Source organism: Mucilaginibacter jinjuensis, from assembly GCF_028596025.1.
Taxonomy (GTDB): Bacteria; Bacteroidota; Bacteroidia; order Sphingobacteriales; family Sphingobacteriaceae; genus Mucilaginibacter; species Mucilaginibacter jinjuensis.
In genome coordinates, this window is sequence record NZ_CP117167.1 from 4191102 (window position 1) to 4212820 (window position 21719).

The following is a 21719-nucleotide window of genomic DNA, read 5'->3' on the forward strand; positions in this document are numbered from 1 at the left end:
TTATTGCAGATTAAAAAGTTACGTTAGCGCCAACTTGTATAGTACGCGGTTGCGGCACAGTAGCCCAGTCGTAACCCGCTGTATTTTGATTATTACTTTGTGAACTGATCTCCGGGTCTAAGCCATCATAGTGGGTAAAGGTTAACAGGTTGGTGGCCTGTACATAGATCCTTGCTTTACTCAGGCCAATTTTGTTAACCGTATTTACCGGCAGGTTATAACCCAGCGACAAGGTTTTAAGCCTGATGAATGAACCATCCTGTAAATAACGTGAGCTTAAGTTGGCCACGTTACCACCGTAGTTATTAGCCGCGCCATCATTCTGGGTTGGATTACCGCTGTAGGTAGTCATCCTTGGGATATCGGTAATCTGGCCCGGTGTGGTCCATCGGTTTAATTGTCTTGGTAAAAAGCCGATGTTAGCCTGCGTACCACCGTGTACCATGAAAAAGTCGTTCATGTTCATGATCTTGTTACCCTGTTGGAAGTAGAAGAAGAAATTAAGGTCGAAGTTTTTATATGACAGGTTGTTGGTAAAGCCTCCGGTAAACTTAGGCAACGCATTGCCCACAATCTGGCGATCGGCCGAAGTGATCTTGCCATCTCCGTTCACATCCTGATAAATGGCGTTACCCGTTTGTGGATCAACCGATAGTTGTTTGTATAGTTGGAAAGAATTTACCGCATAACCTTGTCTCAGGATAGAAATATTACGACCTGATGCACCTTGGGCTATATCAGAAGCCAGTTTTTCGATCTTGTTATTGTTCCATGAGATGTTGAAGTCGGTAGTCCACTTAAAATCTTTGTTATCAATATTGGTCGAACGCAGATCTAACTCTACCCCTTTATTTCTAACCGCCCCATAATTCTGCAAATAACTGGCAAAGCCTGAGCGATACGGTACAGGTACATTTAACAGCAGGTTGTAGGTATATTTGTTATAATAATCTATACTTACATTCAGCCTATTTTTCAGGATGGCGAACTCTGTTCCGAAATCTATCTGGCGGGTAGTTTCCCAGGTCAGGTCAGGGTTGGCCAATTGTGATGGCGCTGTACCTGCCTGTGAAAGATAATTGACGCCCGATGACGACCATAAACCTAAGGCCGCATAAGGGCCGATACCGTTTTGATTACCTGATAAACCGATACTTCCTCTAAATTTCAGATCATCGAAAAAGTTCAGTTTCTTGATAAAATCTTCCTGACCGGCACGCCATGCTAAACCTCCAGATGGGAAATACCCCCACTGTTTGTTCTTTCCAAATTTCGACGAGCCATCTGCACGGATACTACCATCAATAGTGTATTTATTATCGTAAGTATAACTTCCCTTACCAAAAAATGAAACCAGTTTGGCAGTGTTACTATAAGATGAACCAGTTGTAGTTGCAGCCGAACTGATAGCTGTAAGACTATTACCCGCAAAGCCGGTACCTGTAGCACTTGTACCCTGGCCTATCACCGTGTTTAAGGTATTACCCACCAAAGCGTTAATGCTGTGCTTATTACCCGCACCAAATGATTTAATGTAGGTTAAAACCTGCTCGTTGGTGTACACCGTATTTTTTGTCTCGTAAGATTGTGCCGAACCATTGGTGGCAATACCTGCGCTGATGAGTGTATTGGCATAATCATTTTCGTACTCATCATTATAATCCACACTCCAGCTGCTTCTTAATTTTAAGCCGGGGATAAAAGTATATTCACCAAACAAGTTGCTGATGGTACGCCATGCAGAAGCATTATTATTTAAGTTAGCTATCAGCGCCAGGTGGTTATCAAAACTACCGTAACGCGCATAAGAGCCATCGGCATTAAAAACCGGCAAATATGAACGTGGGAACAATGCCGAGTTAATTACACCTTGCGGGTTATTATCACTGCCACTTAAATCGCGTACAGAGCGGGTTATGTTAATGCTGGTACCAATTTTAAGTTTGGTAGTAACATAATTATCGTAATTAAGCCTGGCAGTGTAGCGGGTATAGTTAGATGGTTTTACGATAGATTCCTGGTTCAGATAGCCTAAAGCGATGTAATAGTCGCTGCTTTCGTTACCACCTTGTGCCGATGCATCATAGTCCTCAGTACGTGCAGTGCGGAAAAGATCGTCGGTACGGTCGTAAGTTGGTTGTCCTGCTGGATTGGCTATCAGACCTGTAACGGTTGATGGATCCTGCCCGTTATCTTTTGCGGTATTGATCTTAGCTTCGTTGGCGAGTAAGGCAGTCTCGGGCCCATTAGTAACCTGGAACTTCTTAATAGCGCTCGACCAACCCTGGTAAGTATTCAGGTTAATATGGCTTTGGCTGTTTCTTTTACCACGTTTGGTGGTTACAATAATTACGCCGTTAGCACCTAATGATCCGTAAATGGCAGTAGCGTTAGCATCTTTCAGGATCTGGATATTCTCAATATCGTTCGGGTTCAAATCTGCTAAAGGATTTGATGCTGCCTGGTTACCCAAGCCTGTTTGTACGGGATCTGAATTGCTTACAAAAACACCATCAATAATATAAAGCGGATCAACCGAGGCATTAATGGAGTTATTTCCCCTCACCCTGAAAGTTAAGCCTCCGCCAGGTACACCACTGTTAGATAATACTTGTACACCTGTGGCTTTACCTTGTAATAGCTGGTTAAAGCTTGCGACAGGGTTATTTTCGAGTTCCTTACCGCTAACGCTGGAGATAGAACCGGCAATATATTTACGCTCCTGCGTACTGTAACCGGTTACAATTACATCATTCAGCTGACTTATATTTTCTTTCAGCAAAATCTCAACCGGGCTGCCATTAACATTTACTTCCTGTTTAAGGTAGCCTACAAAACTTACCACCAATGTATAGGGGAAGCTCTGGCCGGTTACAAAGGAGAACTTACCATCCCGGTCTGCCGACACAGCATGGGTAGTTCCTTTAATAGTTACTACAGCACCTGGCAGTGGTTGGCGGGTTGCGGCATCAAGCACCGTACCGGTAAGCTTGGAATGTATTGTTGGTTTATTATCTGTCTGTGCATAAGCAATTTGTACCATTAACAGGCACAAAAGTAAATGCACACTTCTTTTGTAGAAATGTTTCATCACTATGTTTAAGATTAAAATTAAGGTGATCCCTTAGCCTCGCAGTGCGGCTTATAATAAGATCATGAAAATGAAAAGCAGAAAAAATACTGTTATCCAGAGCAGATTAAACAGCGCGACAGCAACAACACATGCCTAGAAAAGAAGCAGAAGATTTAGAGATTAAGCCAGCTTGAACAGCACTTGCAGAAAAGACTAATAATGCCTTTTTTTGATAATTAATTCGTTGTAAAGATTGTTTCATTAGAAATAGTATATAAAGTCTATAGAATTAGTAGACAAATAAAGTAATTATATACCCCCTGTCAAAATTTTATTTCAAAAAAGACGTTTAAACGTTCCTTTGTATCCTGTTTTTTACATTGCGTAAACAAGTCGGCCTTTTGTAAAATCCTTAATACTTAATGCATCTCCCCTTTGTGGTTTATTTTAAATGATATATTTGCATACTAAATCTATAGATATTATAGTTTATAAACAACACATAAACATGAGCCAATTAGTTATATCACACGAACACCCGGACTGGTTTAAACCCTTATTTACCGAGCTTGAAAAACGCGCGATAGCTTTTGATACCGTAAACCCTACAGAACATCAATTTGCAATTGAAGCATCAAAGCCAGATTTCAACGTATTCTTTAACCGCATGAGCCCATCTGCCTATTTGCGCGATGGTGTACAGGGAACTTTTTATACCCTTAACTATCTAAAATACCTCGAGGATAAAGGTGTACGCGTACTTAACGGCTACCAGGCTTTTACTTACGAAACATCAAAAGCATTACAATTACTGCTATTGGAAGAGTTGGGGATTAAGTATCCAAAATCGAGAGTGGTAAACCATACATCGCAAGTGATGGCAGCTACAGAAGGTTTGCGTTTCCCTATTGTTATCAAGGCCAATATTGGTGGAAGCGGTGCCGGTATCGAGAAATTTGATTCGCTTGAAGAAGTTAAAGAAGCGGTAGCCAATAACCAGATTGATTTCGGCATTGACCATACTGCCTTAGTGCAGGAATTTATCCCAGCCCGTGGCGGATACATTACCCGTGTAGAAACATTGGGTGGTAAATATTTATATGGTATTAGAGTTTATACCACAGGTGAGAGCTTTAACCTATGCCCGGCAGATATTTGCCAAACTACTGCCGGTACCGAATTAGTACGTAATGCTTGCGCCATTGATGCACCTAAAAATGGTTTAAAGGTAGAAGCTTTTACGCCTTCTGACGAGATCATCGCCAATATTGAAGCCATTGTACAAGCCAGTAAAATTGATGTTGGCGGGATTGAATACATTATTGACGACCGCGATGGCGAAGTGCTTTACTACGATGTAAATGCGCTATCGAACTTTGTGGCCGATGCGGTAAACGTAATTGGCTTTAATCCGCATGAAAAACTAGTTGATTTTATTGAGCAGGAAATTGCAGCGGTATCAACAAAAGAAGAAACTTACTCAATCTAAACTTTATGAGATACGGATATTGGTTACCTGTTTTTGGCGGCTGGCTGCGTAATGTAGAAGACGAGCAAATGCAACCCACCTGGGATTATGTAAAACGCTTGGCCATCAGAAGCGAAGAAGTTGGTTTCGACCTGGCTTTGATAGCTGAGCTAAACCTAAATGACATTAAAGGCGAAGAAGCGCCTTCGCTGGATGCATGGTCTACCGCGGCGGCATTGGCAGCGGTTACGAGCCGTCAGGAATTGATGGTTGCTGTTAGGCCTACATTTCATAACCCTGCTTTGCTGGCTAAACAAGCTGCAAATATTGACCATATCAGTAATGGCAGGCTGTCACTAAACCTCGTTTCGTCATGGTGGAAGGATGAGGCAGAGAAATACGGTGTGCATTTCGAACAGCATGATGACCGTTATGCACGCTCATCAGAGTGGCTGGAGGTGTTAGACAATGTCTGGAAGAAGGACCATTATACCTTTGATGGTAAGTACTATAAAGTGAATGATAATATATTGCAACCTAAACCTATTTCTGGTCCCCGTCCTCCTATTTATGCAGGCGGAGAATCTGAAGCTGCCAAAGACCTCATCTCATCCCGTTGCGATGGTTACGTTATGCATGGTGATTCGCCAGAGCTAATCGGCCGTCGTATTGCCGACATGAGCGAGCGCCGCGATAAAAAGGGGCTGCCTCCAATGCAATTTGGTGTGGCGGCTTACAGTATCATCAGAAATACAGAGCAGGATGTAAAAAAAGAACTCGACCGCATTACCAATGTAAAAGAAGGCTCTTCGGGCTATAAAAATTATCAGCAATGGCTATCGGGCACGCAACTCGAACAAACGGTATCATTATATGACTATTCGGTATCAAACCGGGGTTTAAGAAGTGGCTTAACCGGCACCCCGGCACAAGTACAAGATAGAATTGGCGAGTTTGAAAAAGCAGGTGTTAACTTTTTCTTGCTGCAATGCAGCCCACAGCTGGAAGAAATGGAAAGATTTGCAGAAACTGTAATTGGGAAAGTTTACGCGTAAAAATTAGATAGTGCAAAATATAAAGGCTTGCTAACCCAATAGCGAGCCTTTATATTTTGTATACCCACGCATCAGTACACTACAAACTTATGCTCATTTGATATGAATTTGTGATTCAAATATACAATGACACATATCAATTGAGTATAAGATGACGCCTCATCGCTCTGGATATTGAAGCGTTACTTTAGTTATTAATTTTTACTTTATCGAATAAACAACGGCTTCTAAAATCATTCATTAAATTGTTATAATGGTTTAGTTTAGGGCCGATCATATTGTGGGTATTACCGGGATAAAGCATCATTTCGAATGTTTTATTCAGCTCTTCTAATTTTGCCGCCAGCTGCAGGGTATTTATCACGTGCACGTTATCGTCAATCATACCATGCACCAATAATAAACGGCCTTTCAGGCTTTTGATGTTGGTGAATACCGAGCTGCTTTTATAACCTTCGGGGTTATCGGCAGGTGTACCCATAAAACGTTCGGTATAGTGCGAATCGTAATACTTCCAATCGGTAACACTACCGCCGGCCATGCCGTATTTAAAAACATCTGGCGCATTTATCAATGCGTAGCAGGTAATATAGCCACCATAGCTAAAGCCAGAGATCATTACCTTTTCGGGATCAACCTGCTTGTTCTGAATTAACCATTTTACAGACTGCGACCAGTCTGCTATTTCCCAATGGCCTAATTGCTTATACATATAATTTTGCCCAGCTTTGCCAAACTCGTAAGCTCCGCGATGATCAAGATAAGTGTAAATAACCTGCGTTGTATCTTCCCTGAACATACTTTGGCTGAAATTATCATTTACACCTGTGGTAGCGGGGCCACCATAAATAACCACCATTAACGGGTATTTTTTACCCGGAATCATGTTACGCGGATAAGAAACACGTAAGGGCAAATCAAACTTACCATCTTCACTTTTTACAGTGAGCAATTCATCCTTACGGGATGCCTTAGTAATATCGAAATCAGGGCCTTTGCTGTCGCCCAGTACTTTAATTAGTTTACCGTAATTATTTACCAAGGCCAGCTGGTCTGGCGTATTGGCATTAGCGTATTTGGTGGTAAAATACTGACCATCCGGCGACATGGCAATTTGATGATTATACGGGCCAAAGGTTAAGCGTTTAAATCCTTTGCCATTTAGATTAACCCGGTACAGATCGTCATGATTTGGATGATCTTTATTGGCGATGAAGTAAACTACCTTGTTTTTTAGATCGACATATTTAACCGTTTTAACCACAAAAGCACCATTAGTTACTACCGACATTTTTTGGGCTACTGAATTGTAAACATAGATTTGGCGGTAGCCCGATTTATCACTAATCAATAGAAAATCATTGGTGTTGCCTAAAAATGCCAGGCGTTCTTCTTCATCAAGATTAATCCAGGTATCCTGATGTTCTTCGTAAATGGTTTCCTTTTTACCAGTAAGGGGGTTAACGTTGTATATTTTATAATCCTGCTGCTTGCGGTTTAGCCATTGCACCAACAGGGCTTTGCTGTCTGGCTGCCAGTAAGGTGTTCCGAAATACTGGTCTGCTTTTTCATCAATATCAGTCCAGGCTGTTTTGCCGGTTTCAATATTAACCACACCAACCTTCACTTCCGGGTTTGGGTCGCCCGGTTGCGGGTAACGCTGCGTTTTAACCACGCCATGATCAGTACCTGCATCGGTAATAGTAAAAAGCAGCACATGGGTTTCATCTGTACGGAAGAAAGCAATTTGCTTACTATCCGGGCTCCACCAGAAAGCGCGGTATTCGGTGGCGCGGCCTAAAATTTCTTCCATGTAAACCCATGAAGCATAACCATTCAGAATGGTACTGCTACCATCATTGGATAAGCGGGTTTCTTTTTTAGTTTTCAGATCAAGCACATACAAATCATGCTCACGGCTAAAGGCAATATAAGCGCTATCCGGCGAAAACTCAGGGTTAAACTCTTCTGCTTCCGGGCTGTTGGTTAGGCGCTCTGATTGTTTACCATTTATCAGGTAAATATCGTTATCCTTTGCTTTAAGCATTTTAGGTCTCGACAAGCTGTAACCATCATCGGCAAATTGTTTCTCCTGCCCTGTTTTGGCATCAACTTCAACGGTGGTAGATTTTTTTGCCTCTTCGTTATATTTAGACAGCAGGAAGTGCCCGCTATCAGTCCATTTGGTTACGCGCGGTAATGGAACTATGCCTTTAACGGACTGCAATCCTAATTGTGCAGAAGCATGAGTAGTAGCCAATACAATGACGCAAAAACTCCAGCTTTTAATTAGTTTAAACATCTTATTTTATGATTTTGAAGGGTTAGCCCTTGGGGTGAAATGAATGAGTTGCTGTTGCAGGTTAATAGTAAAATTATAATGGCTGATGAGCCTGATACCAATGGAGCCATCCACACCCGGGTTCCAGCTTTCACTGCTACCACCGGTAGACATCAGGCCTATGGGCATATCCTTAATTGGGGTTAAACTCCCTATTGTAAAAGCGCTTGCCTTACCATTAAATGTGGGTGTAGTAACACCCATGCTGGTGGTAGAACCCATTGACTCAGGTTTAAAGCCATTAACCAATAAGCGATTTTTAACTACAAATGGCCTGAAACAGATCAAATTATAACCGGCACCTGTATCAAAGACAAACTCACCGTTATTGGCCTGATCGGCGGTAACGTTTAGCGTGGCCGGGACAACGATAATCCCCCCTGATAACTTAACCAGAACAGACTCGCCATCCTTTCCGTACTGATAGTTGCCGAAAGTATAAAGCGAGATCTGTTGTTTATCAAAGTCTACCTTAACAATGTATCGCTTGGTTAATTGATTACCTATAATGCCATCTGTACCCTTATGCGTGGTTTTAAACAAGGCAATGTTTTGATTCGGAAAATCGAAGCCATCCAGGTGCAGCATATTACCTTCGGCAATAGAAACATCAGCGTGCCCACCCACAACTGAAGCACTTTTGGTGCGCGTAGCCTTAATGCCCAGTGTATCGGCAAGATCTTCGGAAATAGCCATGCCATCGGCACCGGTATCAAACAGCATACGCAATATGCGCGGGTTGTTGTTCAATTTTACCGAAAGAATAATACTGCCATTTAGCACCTCAAACGGAATAGTGGCGCACAACTTAGAAGGTTTGTTTTGCAGGCTATCATTTGCAATTTGAGCCTTTGTTGCAACTTGAAAGCATACCGTTAATAACAGCGTTAATTTAAAAACCTTAAATTTCATTGAAATACGTTTAAAGCCCGGAGTTTCCTCCGGGCTTATTGTGATAGGTTTATTATTTGGCAGCAAGCGTTTTTTCGAGCAGTTTTTTCAATTCTGGATCTGATGGGCGCGGCGCATCAACATTTACAATTTTGCCGGCTTTATCAAACACAATAAAGCGTGGAATGGTGGCCACTTTATAGTATTTAGAGAAATCGTTATTCTCGGTAGCGAACAACTGGATCCAGGTCATTTTTTCATCAACCAGCATTTGTTTCCATTTATCGTGGTCTTTTACTTTATCAACAGACATCGATATAAAGGCTACATCCTGTCCTTTCATTTCATCTGCAAGCTTACGCATATATGGTGTTTCCTGGCGGCAAGGGCCACACCAGGTTGCCCAAACATCAACTACTACTACTTTGCCTTTCAGGTCTGTAAGGCTAACTGTTTTATCATTCTGGTCGGGGTAAGAGAATTTATAGCCATCCTCCCCTAATTTCAACGATGCCAAAGGCGTAGCGATAGCCACGTTACGAGATTTTTGATTATCTGTAATAATGTATTTACCCAGGGTATCTGCTATAGCTTTATAAGCGGCATAGCTTTTCAAGTGTTCTAAGCTCTCTAAAACGATTTCGCCTTTAAGGGTATCGTTAGGGATCATATCGGTGGAGTGTGAAACACCGATTGGCCCAGGCACCCATTTAATACTCTTTTTGCGCGAAGCAATGCTAAGTACGCCATCCATCAAACGGATACCATAAGGGTAATTGTAAATGAGTGCCGTGTTTTGCGTATAATCGGCTACATTAAGTGAAACAAAATATGGGCTGTATTCTTCTACAGAAGGGTGTGCCGTACGCGGCGTATTTAAAAAGTTAGTTCCATAAGATACCAGATCCAGTTTGATGATCTTTTGCATTTCGGCATCGAAACGAGGGTTGCCACTCGGTTTACCTTTCATAAAAGTTTTCGATTGCGCTACAACGGCTTCAAACTGCGGGAAGAAATCAACATAGGTTGAATTACCTTTCATAAAGTAAACGGCCTTCTTCTCTATCGGGCGAACAAAATCATGCCATTGGGTCAGGATTACGTTTTCTTTCGAATTCTCTTTTCCATTCAACACATAACTGCTGTCTGATATAATAAGCGAAAGTTTATCATTGCCCTTGAAATAGAAAGTATGGGTATCCATCATACTTGCGCCATTACCGGTACCCAACACATATAAGCCTTCATATTCAGGATAAAATATAAAGCCAAATTTTCCATCTTTAGATGGGTCTTGCTCTGCTATTTCAACAGTCTTACCATCTTTTACTTTAAACAGGTGCATTTTGGAGATACGGCTTGTTTGCAGGTCGCCGGTTATAAATGTTGGCTTTTGTGCCTTTGCGCCAAATGCTATTCCAAGCAGCATGGCAACGCTTATTAGTTTCCTTTTCATTGTTAAATCCTTATTGTTTATATTTTTTTCTGTGATTGATATTTAAAAATTGGGCATAAGATGGGCCTCCAAGCTCTAAATTTGAGCTTGTCGACCCTCTTTACTTAACTAAAACTGGTATCTTAAATAATTACCATCCGGGGTTCTGAACTAATTTATTACCCGGCTTGGTTAACTCGGTTAATGGGAATGGGAACAAGTAATGTTTATCCTGAAATATGCGAACTGTTGTTAGCGTAATTGGCTTATAAGTTTTAACGCCGGTAGTTGCATTCAGGGTTATCGTCATGGCCTTTAATGGGTTTGTTGCGGAGTTAAACAAGGTTGTCGCTAACTTCCAGCGTTTAACATCCCAGTAACGCTCATCTTCAAAAGCCAATTCAACCCTGCGCTCATGACGTATAGCTGTGCGCATATCTGTTTGCGATAATCCTGGCGTTAGTACCGGCATCCCAGCTCTTCTGCGTATAGCATTTACAGCATCATAAACAGATTGGTCTGGCCCAACGGCTTCATTCTGTGCTTCGGCATAGTTCAACAACACTTCGGCATAACGGAATAAGATCCAGTTTTGGTAGCTCACGGCATTTACATCCGTGAGGTTAATGCTCTCGTCTGTAAACTTGCGTAGGTAATAACCGGTATTGGTAATCCAACCTGCTAAAATAGAGCCCGATATTGATACATCTGTACCACCGGTATACATTTGCATAGTACGGCCTTTATAGGTGCAACCATCGTACAAAACAGTTGCAGCAAAACGTGGATCGCGGCCTGCATAAGGGTTTTGCGGGTTATAACCCGAATTTGCGGCTGTGATCGGCAAGCCTGTAGCCTGCATTTCATAATCATCAACCAGGTTTTGGGTTGGCAGCGTACCCGATCTACCACCGTAAGCCGGCGGTTGGTTATATACATCAAACAGGTTTGAAAGCTGCGAAGCATTATTATTAGCCTGTACCGATAATATCACCTCGCTATTCATCTTATTGGAGTTAGAGAATATGTTGGCATAAGTTGGCGCCAGGCTGTAAGTATTTAAAGCCATAATGGTTTTAGCGGTAGCAGCGGCATCGGCCCAGCGGCTATCATACAACTGCGCGCGGCAAAGCATGGCCAGGGCAGCGCCTTTAGTAATACGCCCCCAATCGCTGCTGGCGTAGCTTGTCGGTAATACATTGGCGGCATCTGTTAGTTCGCTCACTAAAAAGTCTACGCACTGTTTTTTGGTGCTTTGCGCTACAAATGCAGTTGTATCAATACTTTGCTGCGGTGTTGTAATAAGCGGTACGGCACCAAAATAATTCATCAGGTCGAAGTAATAGTAGGCGCGTAAAAACTTGATCTCGCCTTTCATGCGCTGGTTAAGAGATTTATCGCCAGGCACATTATCTATATTTTGCAGAAATACGTTTGCTCTTCTGATGTATTGCCACCTGTTTGTTGTCCATAACGCATTCGCAGGCGAAGTACTTGAAGAGTAAGCGCCATTCCAAAATGCAGAATAAACAGTGCTGTTTACTGTTGCATCGTCAGTAAGGTCAGATAGTAAATTATCTGTATAAATAGGTGCTGAGTTAAACGGCGCTACAAAACCCGAATTTAATTGCGAATAAAAATTAGCTGTATAAGTTAACACCAGTTGCTGGTTGCTCCAAAGCAATACATCGTTGATCTGGTTTGTTGGCGCAATATTCAATATATCCTTTTTGCAGGAGAACATCAACATTACCAATGATAAACAGCCGGTTATATATTTATTTTTCATCGTAATAATCATTAAAAATTAACATTTACACCAAAACCGATATTCTTCTGATTAGGATAGAAACCACCTGTAGCCCCTCCTGTACCCAGGTTAGGCGTTTCCGGATCTATACCACCCAGTACCGAAGTCCAGGTTAGCAGGTTAGATCCCTCTGCAAATATTTTGATATGTTTTATTTTGATGGCATTAGTCCATTTTTCGGGCAGGTCATACCCAAGGCGCAAATCTCTCAGTCTTAAAAAATTATCATTGATTAAAGTAGCATCAGATGGCAGGGAATTGTTAGAGGAAGATGCTAAGCGTGGATATTTAGCATTATCATTACCCGGCCTCCAGGCATTATCATAAGTGTATTGCCAAAGTAAGTTATTGGTAGAATACTGTATTTTACCGCCCAGTGCCCCATTAAACAAAGTGGCTAATGATATACTTTTGTATTTTAACGTAAACCCGAAACCAAAGTTAATTGGGGGGAAACCGTAATTATCAATCGTGATCTGGTCGGCAGCTGTTAGTTTGCCATCGCCGTTTATATCGGCGTATTTTACATCGCCGGGTTTAATGGTTGCATTTTTTAACCCATCCTGATCTACCGGCCATGCGGCAATCTGCGCTGCATTCTGGAAAATGCCTACAGCATGGTAACCTACCAATGTATTAACCGAATGCCCTTCCAGCTGCTGATATGGCGGCAGATTTTTGGTTCCATAATCAAGCACCTTGGTATTAACCAGTGTAAAATTGGCATTTACATTAAGCGACCAATCTTTATTAAACCTGTTTTGGCTATTAAGGTCGATATCAAAGCCTTTGTTTCGCAAACGGGCAAAGTTTTGGATCGGCCCACCAATACCGAAAGTTGTTGGCAGATTATACGTTTGCGACATCAGCATGTCATAACGGTCTTTCTGGTAAATATCAAAGGTGATACCCAAACGGCCGTGCCATAGTTCGGCATCAAAACCTATGTTTTCCTGCCTGTTTTTTGCCCAGGTGATATCTGCATTGGGTAAAGTGCTGTTGGTTTGGTAGAACGTTGGGGTGTATGTTGTACCGAAAATATAGCCCCTTGTATTTTGTACACCGGTATTGGCAACACCATAAGTATAATAGTAGGTATACGAGCCAATACCATCATCACCGGTTAAACCAACCGAGCCACGAAGTTTTAAGTTAGATACAACAGGCAATAAGTTTTTGAAAAAGTTTTCTTTAGAGATAATCCATGCTGCCGACCCGCCCGGGAAAAAGCCCCAGCGATGGCCCGGCGCAAAATAGGTTGAACCATCGTATCTGAAACTACCCTCCAATAATATCCGTTTGTCGAACGCGTAATTAACACGGCCTACATAACCTTCGCGGGCAAACTGGGTGCGTGAGCCAGTGGTGGTTTCGCCTACAGTTGAGCCAATATTTAAAATATCCAAACCAGGCGCTACCAGGTTTAAACGTTTATCACTATTGGTGTTTGATTGTGCTTCTGAAATATTATAGAGCGCCAACACATCAATGCTATGTTTACCAAAATCGCGTGTGTAATTAAGGGCTAAATCCTGCGTGTAGGTATTGTAATCGGCAGTAGCATCGGTTAAGCTTGGGTTGCCTGTACCGCCGGTTTGCGTGTAACCGGTGGGCGAAGAGGCATCAACCCTATAAAGCGGAACCGGCACTACATAAGTTTTAGCACGTTGAAAGTTTTTCTCAATATCGAAGTTCCCGTAAGCCGATAAACCCTTGATGAAGGATGATTCGTAGGTTAAACGGCCGTTACCAGTCAGGAAATTATTTTTGGTATACGCGTATCCTGATTGCGGCGAAATCATGGCCAGTGGGTTATAGGCGCTACCACTTGGTGCACTGCCAAAAGTACCGTTAGCATTGTAAATTGGCGCCAATGGCGATGCATTAAGCGCGGCATTTATAGGGTCACCACCGCTTGGTAAATTCTGATCGCCGTAGCGGTAACCGAGGTTAATCTGCGCTTTAAAATCACGGCTCAGTTTAATATCCAGGTTATTTTGGAAGGTATACCGTTTAAATGAACTGGTAGGATACATACCACCCTGATCGGTATAGTTGCCTAAAATAAAGTACTTAATAGCTTCAGAACCTCCGTTAACATTTAGGCTATGGTTTTGTACAAATGCCTGGTTGCCGGTAAGCACCTTTACCCAATCGCTATTTGCATACTTATACGGGTTTAACTGCCTTTTAATAGTATCAAGCACACTTGCCGAATACGGCGCAGCCAGCCCGCTGTTTACATAATATTCGTTTAGAGCTGTTGCGTATCCGTAAGAATCTAAATTTTTAACCATTTTGCCCGGCGAGCTAAACGTGTAATTGCCGGTATAATTAAACTGAGGCTTACCTATTTTACCGCGTTTGGTGGTAACAATAATTACACCATTGGCACCACGTGAGCCATAAACTGCAGTGGCGGCATTGTCTTTTAAAACGGTGATGCTTTCAACCTCATTAGGGTCAATAAAGTTGAGGTTTACTTCCGTTGCTCCGTTGGTATTATTGGTATTAAAGCGGGGCACACCATCAATAACAAGCAAAGGGGCTTCGGCGCTATTGGTGGTACGTACCAGTAAATTGGCAGTTTCGCCACCGGGCGTTCCCGAACTGGTGCGTACCAGCATACCCGGCAACCTGCCCGCAAATACCTGCGACAGGTTTGAGGTTGGCATTTCAACAATCTGATCGGCAGTGATGGTGCTTACGGCTGTTGTTAGGTTTTCTTTTTTAACCTGGCCGTAGCCTACCACCACAATCTCGCCCAGATCAACATTAGCGGTGGCAAGACTGATGTTTAAGAAAGTTTGATCGCTTACCTTAATCAATAATGGCTTGTAACCAATATAGGTAAAGCGTAGTGTAGAACCCGGATCGGCAAGAATAGAAAACTCGCCATTGAGGCTCGAAACTGTGTATTTCTGACTTTCTACGCACCAAACGGTAACCGATGGCAAGGGTTGCCCCTGGGCGTCAACCACACGGCCTTTAATTAGCTGGCTTTGCGTTTGAGGCGGGGTTGGAGTATTAACAACACGGGGCTTCGATTTAACAACAATTGTTTTTTCTTCGATGGCATAGGTGAAGGGCTGGCCTTCAAAACAAATTTTTAACACGTCGACCAGTGAAACATCCTTTACATTAATGCTTACTTTTTTGGCTGTAGCAATTTGCTGGGTGGTAAAAACAAAATCGTAACCGGTTTGCTGCCTGATATCTTTAAATATCTCGACAAGCTGAGCGTTATTTTTCTTGAGGGTGATTTTTTGCGCCAACGCGGCACTTACCTGCAGAAAGAATACAACAAGCAGTACTAACGTTAATTTTATTACACGAAACGTAGAAGTAGTAGCAAATTTCCTGGAATTAAAGAGTAGATAAAATTTCATACATTTGGTTTTACCCCTTGAAAAGCATTTTATGATACTTATAAGGGATGATGTGGATTTATCTGCGCACTTCATTCAATCTTTTTGGAGCGGATGAATAGCGTAGTGTTGATTAAGTGTTCACAGCATTTTTTTCAATAAACTAATCCAAATTGATAACCGGGGGTGGGTCCAAGCACTCCTGGTTTTTTTGTTTCAGATCAATTACTTATTTAAGTAAGATCAGGGCATTACCGTTACCCTCCTTCCCTCAACTTTAAAGTGCACGCCTCCTGTTTCCTCCAACACATGTAAAATGGTCGAAATATCTTTCGATCTGGAAACTGTACCCCCGAAACCTTCGCTGGTTATTTTACCCTTATAGTCAACATCCACATTATACCAGCGTGATATTTTGCGCATTATACTCTCTATCTTTTCGTCGTTAAAAACAAAAACGCCGTTTTTCCAGGCTATGGCCTCATCAACATCGGCATTTGCTACCTGTATGTCGGCTTTCACTGTAGCTTGCTCCCCGGGCCTTAATATTTTGTAACCGGCGTCATTAATTACTTTGCCATCAACTGTTTTGTTAATTTTTACACTGCCTTCTAACAGGGTGGTTTTAGCAGCGGGTTCGTCATCATAAGCGTTAACATTAAAATGCGTACCCAAAACCTCAACCTGGTGTGATGGTGTTTCTACCCTAAATGGCATCTTTTTATTATGCGCTACCTCAAAGTAGGCCTCGCCTTTTAATTCCACTTTACGCTCGTTACCAGAAAAAGAAGTTGGATATTTTAATGATGAAGCCGCATTCATAAACACCTTAGTACCGTCGGACAAGATTAAGGTATACTGGCCACCGCGTGGTGTACTCATGGTATTGTAAGTAAGCTCACCACCGGCCGAGGTTCCATCGTACCTCACCACTCCCCTGCCGGTTTTATTAATGACTATTGTGCTTTCGTTAGCCAATTCACCGTTCTTAGCGTCAGTTAATACAATTTGTTTCCCGTTGGCCAGAGTAAGTATGGCTTTATTACCTCCTGCGGGGATGTTATATTTCTGAGCGGCAACCTGCTGTTTTGGTGCCTGCTCCTTTAACAAAAAGTATGCACCTGCAGATATAAATAACAGTACAACTGCAGCGGCAACAAATCTTATATAAGAAATTTTAGAGCGGTTTGGCTGTAGTTTTACTACCGGGGTTTCATCAAAAATATTTTGTAGTCTTTTATCAAGCCTGTTGCGCAGTTCCTCAGAAACCTCTTCCTCTTTTACCGGTTGGGCCAGTTGTGCAAGGACTAAATCTTTATATACTGAATCTTGTTCCGAAGCCAATAAATCAATGATCTGCTCTGCTTCGGCAACAGAACATCCATTTTTTATAAGCTTACTAAATAAGATTTGATCGTTATTTTCCATAATCCATCCGGAGATTTTATTAAAGACGGATGAAAAAAGGAAACGGGGGGATTGAAATTGATTTTTTTAAGAAAAAGGATTCTTAACGGATCCTGTCTTTCAAAATCATAAAAAACAGTACGCCAAAAGAAGCATCAAGATGATTTAAAAGGTAACTTTTAACTTCTTTGTTGGCTTTAACCAGGTATTCTTTTACTGTATGGATAGAAATACCTAATTCCTCGGCAGCTTCTTTATAAGAACCGCCATCAATTTTACAAAACTGGTAAACATTGCGTTGCTGAGGCGATAAATTCGCTATCGCTTCCTTTAAAATACTCTCGCTTTCTCGGTAATGCAGGCCTTCTTCAATATGCTCGTACTGGGTTACGGCTATTGCCATAAAATGGTCACGCATTTTTTTGTCTCGTTGCAATCTTCTGAAAAAATCATGAACCAGATTTTGAGCGCTTCTGTACAGGTAAGCCAAAAAATCTGTATCGATATTTAGATCGGCTCGTTTTTGCCAAATCTTTGCAAATAACTCCTGGATAAGTTCTTCAGCAACCTGCTCATCTTTTACCATCTTCAATACATTGAGGTATAATTTCCCACTGTATTGATGATATAACTGGGCAAAAGCTTTCTGATCTCCATCGCGGAGCAACGCAGTTAGTACAGTATCAGAAATCGTATTACCAGAAAAACCCACCTTATCAAACCCGAAGTTACGGATTAATTTAACAGAATATAAACGCTAAGTTAATATGTATCAGATAAAATACTCAACCCACTTCATAAATTAACAAAAAGGATTGCTCATTTAATCCATTTAGAAGAGAGCCATAATACCTTGTCTCTCATTTTTCAGGCACCTTTAAAAACGCCTACCCAAGGATAAACAAATCACCTTCTCTGAGATTCCCGGAAGATCGAGGCAGCCATAATGAAATGGCTGAGCGGTTAATTATTAAGAAGTGTAATTTTTAATTAGCCGCTCATAATCCTCCGGGGTGTCTATGTCAAAACGTCCCTCTTCAAAAGGGAGGGTTTCAATATTTTCAGGATGATTTTTTAAGATCTTTTTTGCGCCTTCATGTCCCTGCAACTGTAGCAGTTCGTCAAAAAGCACGCGATGAAATAACATAGGTACGCCAACCGTACCGTTATAGGTACAGCCCACAATGGTTTTACCCGATATCTCCTGCTTTCGCTGCATATCATTAATCAATGCAGGAGTAACCAAGGGCTGGTCGCAAAGCATAATTAAAGCGCTATCAATAGCTGGGTCCTTTTTCATAGCTTCGATGCCCACTCTAATGGACGATGCCATACCTTCTTCCCAATTTGGGTTAAAAAAAATACTGACATTCGGAGCTTTAACAGAAATGTCAAGTAATCCGGCATGCGCCCCTGTAATTACAACAATTGGGCGGCACATCGAACTTATTGCCGTGGTAATTGCGCGCTCCAACAAGGTCTGGTTTTGAAAAATAAGATTCTGTTTCGGTTGGCCAAATCTGCTGCCCCGGCCTGCCGCCAAAATTATTACGCCTGTCATTTGGATGCCAATGGTTTCATTTCAGAAACATGGATAGGATCAGCTTTATATTTTAAAGAGTAACCATTACGGTTAGATAATACCGCTTTGATTTCCGCTAAAACAGATAATGCAATTTCCTCCGCACCTTCAGAACCAATATCTAATCCAACCGGGCCGTGCAAGCGATCGAGTTGTTCATTATTTAATATAATGCCCTGTTCTTGCAACTCGCACAACATCCGGTTCAGTTTCTTTTTAGGGCCAAGTATGCCAACATAGTTAAATGACTCTCGTGAAAGCTCTTTTAAGAAAGCCATCTCATAGTTATAATTATGGGTCATCATTACTATGGCAGTCCACTCATTGATGTTTATATGAGAAAGTATTTCTTCTGGCCTGGCTACAATAACGCGACGCGCTTGCGGAAATCGTTCGCTTACGGCATAATTATTTCGTCCGTCAACGATAGTAATGTCCCAGCCCAAAACACCAGCCATTTTGGTAAGTGGAATGGCATCATTACCCGCACCTGCAATAACAAGCGAAATTACAGGCTTCACCAATTCAATAAATGCGGTATAAACAACACCTTCTTTATAATTTTTAATTGTTGATTGGCGTTCACCTAATACACTTTCAGCATCGTTGATAATAGCAAGCTTATGATCCTTCAGTATGGATTTGGTAATAATAACCTGTTCGTCAGTCATACATAAGCAGGTTCCTGGCTGAGGCGCTTTTCGCTCATCGATAGAAAACACAGTAGCAAGTACACCATATTGGCGTTTAACTAATATCAATCTAAAAAGGGCAATTGGGTTATCCTCCCGGTCATTGATAATAGGCTCAATTAAAATATGGATAATTCCATTACAACCCAGCCCTACACCCAATTTGGCATCATCATCGTCGGTGGTATCGTAAGTAACCAGTAACGCTTCCTGTTGAAGAATCACCAGCCGGGCTTTGCGTAATGCATCACCCTCCAGGCAGCCTCCACTAATGGCACCTGTAAGCTCTCCATCCTCTGTGATCAGCATCCGGGCACCGGCACGGCGATACGCCGAACCTTCCACCAATACTACCGTAGCCAAAGCTGTTTTCTTTCCCAACTTTACAGCTTCATCGTAAGCAGCTACTATATCAGTGATCTCTTTCATCGTTCAAAAACGGTACAACTATATTAACTTGTCGGGCGTAATTGGCAATTCCCTAACGCGTTTGCCAGTTGCATTATACACCGCATTAGCTAACGCGGCCGCTACGCCGATCAAAGAAATTTCACCGATACCTTTAGTACCAACCGGATTGATAATCGTATCGGCCTTATCTATAAATATAGCTTGTATTTGCGGAATATCAGCATTAACAGGCACGTGGTAATCGGCAAAGTTGCCGTTTATGTAACGGCCGTATCTATCGTCAAAAACAGCTTCTTCTGTCATGGCCATACCAATACCGCCTACTGCCCCACCAATCATCTGGCTGCTGGCAGTTTTGTGGTTTACGATTTTACCTGCATCAACCACGGCAACTACTTTTTTAATTTTTACTACGCCAGTCAGCGGATGTACATATACCTGTGCAAAATGTGCAGAGAATGAGTACATCGAATATTTTTGCCCGTCGGCTCCGCTTTTTGATTCTTGCGTTAATTCCAGCGAAGGTAGATTATGCTGTTGCAAAATATTGGCGTAGTCAATTTCATCCGTACTGTTTTCCGATTTTCCAGCTAACACGTATAGTTTTTGTTTCAGGGCGACACAGGCATCATGCACGGCAGAACCTACTGACGATACCGTAGCCGAGCCACCTTGCGTTGGTGCAACCGGAAAGGCCGAGTTACCCAATTCAAAAGTAATTTTATCGGCAGGAAGCCCCAATGTATCAGCGGCAATTAAAACCATAGCTGTTGCCGTGCCGGGGCCAATATCGCTGGTAGCACTCTGGATATTCACCGTACCGTTGGGCAATAGTTTAATTTTTGCCTGGGTTAAGCTTCGGTAAGCGCCAAAGGCACCACAACCTATGCCGTAACCAACCAACCATTCGCCGTCACGATTGGTACCGGGCTGTGTGGCACGCTGGTTCCAACCGATAGCATCGGCACCTTGCTGGTAGCATTCTTTCAGGTATTTGCTCGACCATGGCAGGTTTCGTTCCAAATCAATGTCGGCATAATTACGAAGCCGCAATTCAATAGGGTCGAGATTAAGCTTGTAGGATAACTCATCCAAAGCTGATTCCAGTGCAAACGATCCTGTAGCCTCGCCTGGCCCACGCATGGGTGCAGGAACGCCAACATTGAGTGGAATAACTTTATATAGCGTATTGGCATTGGGACTATTATACAAGAACCTTGAAACGTTTACCGAATTTTCTGTAAACTCTTCATAAACGGCGGTTTGTGAGTGTGACTCGTGTGTGATACCTACCAGTTTACCATCGGCTGTGGCACCCAAACCAATTTTTTGAATAGTTTGCGGGCGATAGCCTACCAGGGTAAACATTTGCTCGCGCGTAAGGGTCAGCTTTACCGGCCGTTTAACCATTTTTGCAGCTTGTACAGCCGCAACCTCATGTGGCCATGTACGCAAAGATGACCCGAATGCACCACCTACAAAATGTGAGTTGATCTGCACATTAGTTGGATCAAGGTTAAAGGCGGTAGCTATTGCCCGTTGCGAACCTTTAACACCTTGCGATTTGGTGTATAGCGTTACCTTATCATCACCATCCCAAAACGCAGTAGTTACGTGCAGCTCCATCGGGTTATGCATTTCAGACGGCAACGTATACTCCTGCTCTATCTGTACCGGTGCATTCTTATAAGCATTAACTTCTCCGCGTACATAGTCTTTATAGTTACCGTTTTGCGGTACTACGCCTTTATCTAAATTTCTGTGGAAATTAGTTTCAAAAGGCTGTTTCTCATAAGTGGCCTTAACCAGACTGGCCGCATAAGTGGCGCGCTCAAAAGTATCGGCCACCACCATTGCTATCGGCTGCCCATTGAAATAAACTTTATTATCGTTAAATAACTTCAGCCCTTTGATCGGCTTGGCAGCATCTGCCTGATAGCCGGGTACTTTAGAGGCGTTGAAGGGCGTAATAACGGCTAACACTCCCGGCGCCCATTCTGCAGCCTTGGTATCAACGGCTATTATGGTACCGCTGGTTATGGTAGCGGGTACCAATACGGCATAAGTTAATCCGGCAACCTTATATTCGCCCGAATATTTGGCGCCACCGGTTACTTTTAACCTGCCATCTACACGGCTTAAAGGATCGCCTATAGCGTCTTTTTTTATGACGGTGTTGTTCATAA

The 21719-nt window shown here is 42.4% G+C and carries 13 protein-coding genes; 2 read left to right on the forward strand and 11 right to left on the reverse strand.

Translation table 11 applies throughout. The features are described from left to right. Positions 1–10 precede the first annotated feature (10 nt). The gene (locus PQO05_RS18215; protein WP_273628866.1) at positions 11–3091 is read right to left on the reverse strand and encodes a SusC/RagA family TonB-linked outer membrane protein; all 3081 of its coding nucleotides are present in this window, start codon (positions 3089–3091) and stop codon (positions 11–13) included. Positions 3092–3581: 490 nt separating this feature from the next. Between PQO05_RS18215 and PQO05_RS18220 the strand changes: the two genes are divergently transcribed. Together PQO05_RS18220 and PQO05_RS18225 are read left to right on the forward strand one after the other, a co-directional pair. After that, entirely contained in the window at positions 3582–4562 is a 981-nt protein-coding gene (locus PQO05_RS18220) for an ATP-grasp domain-containing protein (protein WP_273628867.1), read from the forward strand. A 5-nt stretch (positions 4563–4567) separates the two neighbouring features. Then, positions 4568–5596, forward strand: a complete 1029-nt coding sequence (locus PQO05_RS18225; RefSeq protein ID WP_273628868.1) for an LLM class flavin-dependent oxidoreductase — start codon at positions 4568–4570, stop codon at positions 5594–5596. Between the two features lie 187 nt (positions 5597–5783). Here PQO05_RS18225 and PQO05_RS18230 read toward each other — a convergent pair whose 3' ends face one another. The 10 genes from PQO05_RS18230 to PQO05_RS18275 form a co-directional block, all read right to left on the reverse strand. Next, a complete protein-coding gene (locus tag PQO05_RS18230; protein WP_273628869.1) occupies positions 5784–7898 on the reverse strand; it encodes a S9 family peptidase in 2115 nt (704 codons plus the stop codon). Between the two features lie 6 nt (positions 7899–7904). Next, a complete protein-coding gene (locus PQO05_RS18235) occupies positions 7905–8849 on the reverse strand; it encodes a retropepsin-like aspartic protease (RefSeq protein ID WP_273628870.1) in 945 nt (314 codons plus the stop codon). Positions 8850–8901: 52 nt separating this feature from the next. Further along, on the reverse strand, positions 8902–10284 hold the full coding sequence (locus PQO05_RS18240; RefSeq protein WP_273628871.1) for a TlpA family protein disulfide reductase: 1383 nt from the start codon (positions 10282–10284) through the stop codon (positions 8902–8904). A gap of 130 nt (positions 10285–10414) precedes the next feature. Next, the gene (locus PQO05_RS18245) at positions 10415–12052 is read right to left on the reverse strand and encodes a RagB/SusD family nutrient uptake outer membrane protein (protein WP_273628872.1); all 1638 of its coding nucleotides are present in this window, start codon (positions 12050–12052) and stop codon (positions 10415–10417) included. 11 nt (positions 12053–12063) lie between these two features. After that, complete coding sequence (locus PQO05_RS18250; protein WP_273628873.1) at positions 12064–15462, reverse strand: TonB-dependent receptor; 3399 nt, start codon at positions 15460–15462, stop codon at positions 12064–12066. Positions 15463–15684: 222 nt separating this feature from the next. Continuing rightward, positions 15685–16869 carry a FecR family protein gene (locus PQO05_RS18255; protein ID WP_273628874.1) on the reverse strand — a complete coding sequence of 395 codons (1185 nt, stop codon included), beginning with the start codon at positions 16867–16869 and terminating at the stop codon, positions 15685–15687. Positions 16870–16951: 82 nt separating this feature from the next. Further along, positions 16952–17560 (reverse strand): RNA polymerase sigma factor, encoded by a 609-nt coding sequence (locus tag PQO05_RS18260; RefSeq protein WP_273628875.1) that lies wholly within the window; start codon positions 17558–17560, stop codon positions 16952–16954. Positions 17561–17818: 258 nt separating this feature from the next. Beyond that, positions 17819–18391, reverse strand: a complete 573-nt coding sequence (locus PQO05_RS18265) for a nucleotidyltransferase family protein (protein WP_273628876.1) — start codon at positions 18389–18391, stop codon at positions 17819–17821. Between the two features lie 14 nt (positions 18392–18405). Further along, positions 18406–19551, reverse strand: a complete 1146-nt coding sequence (locus PQO05_RS18270) for an XdhC family protein (protein WP_273628877.1) — start codon at positions 19549–19551, stop codon at positions 18406–18408. Between the two features lie 18 nt (positions 19552–19569). Next, positions 19570–21717 carry a xanthine dehydrogenase family protein molybdopterin-binding subunit gene (locus tag PQO05_RS18275; RefSeq protein WP_273628878.1) on the reverse strand — a complete coding sequence of 716 codons (2148 nt, stop codon included), beginning with the start codon at positions 21715–21717 and terminating at the stop codon, positions 19570–19572. Positions 21718–21719 lie beyond the last annotated feature (2 nt).

What these genes read in the sequence shown, in the direction of transcription:
- PQO05_RS18215 (WP_273628866.1), bottom strand. Translation starts at nt 3,091, where the DNA reads ATGAAACATTTCTACAAAAGAAGTGTGCATTTACTTTTGTGCCTGTTA.
- PQO05_RS18220 (WP_273628867.1), top strand. Translation starts at nt 3,582, where the DNA reads ATGAGCCAATTAGTTATATCACACGAACACCCGGACTGGTTTAAACCC.
- PQO05_RS18225 (WP_273628868.1), top strand. Translation starts at nt 4,568, where the DNA reads ATGAGATACGGATATTGGTTACCTGTTTTTGGCGGCTGGCTGCGTAAT.
- PQO05_RS18230 (WP_273628869.1), bottom strand. Translation starts at nt 7,898, where the DNA reads ATGTTTAAACTAATTAAAAGCTGGAGTTTTTGCGTCATTGTATTGGCT.
- PQO05_RS18235 (WP_273628870.1), bottom strand. Translation starts at nt 8,849, where the DNA reads ATGAAATTTAAGGTTTTTAAATTAACGCTGTTATTAACGGTATGCTTT.
- PQO05_RS18240 (WP_273628871.1), bottom strand. Translation starts at nt 10,284, where the DNA reads ATGAAAAGGAAACTAATAAGCGTTGCCATGCTGCTTGGAATAGCATTT.
- PQO05_RS18245 (WP_273628872.1), bottom strand. Translation starts at nt 12,052, where the DNA reads ATGAAAAATAAATATATAACCGGCTGTTTATCATTGGTAATGTTGATG.
- PQO05_RS18250 (WP_273628873.1), bottom strand. Translation starts at nt 15,462, where the DNA reads ATGAAATTTTATCTACTCTTTAATTCCAGGAAATTTGCTACTACTTCT.
- PQO05_RS18255 (WP_273628874.1), bottom strand. Translation starts at nt 16,869, where the DNA reads ATGGAAAATAACGATCAAATCTTATTTAGTAAGCTTATAAAAAATGGA.
- PQO05_RS18270 (WP_273628877.1), bottom strand. Translation starts at nt 19,551, where the DNA reads ATGAAAGAGATCACTGATATAGTAGCTGCTTACGATGAAGCTGTAAAG.
- PQO05_RS18275 (WP_273628878.1), bottom strand. Translation starts at nt 21,717, where the DNA reads ATGAACAACACCGTCATAAAAAAAGACGCTATAGGCGATCCTTTAAGC.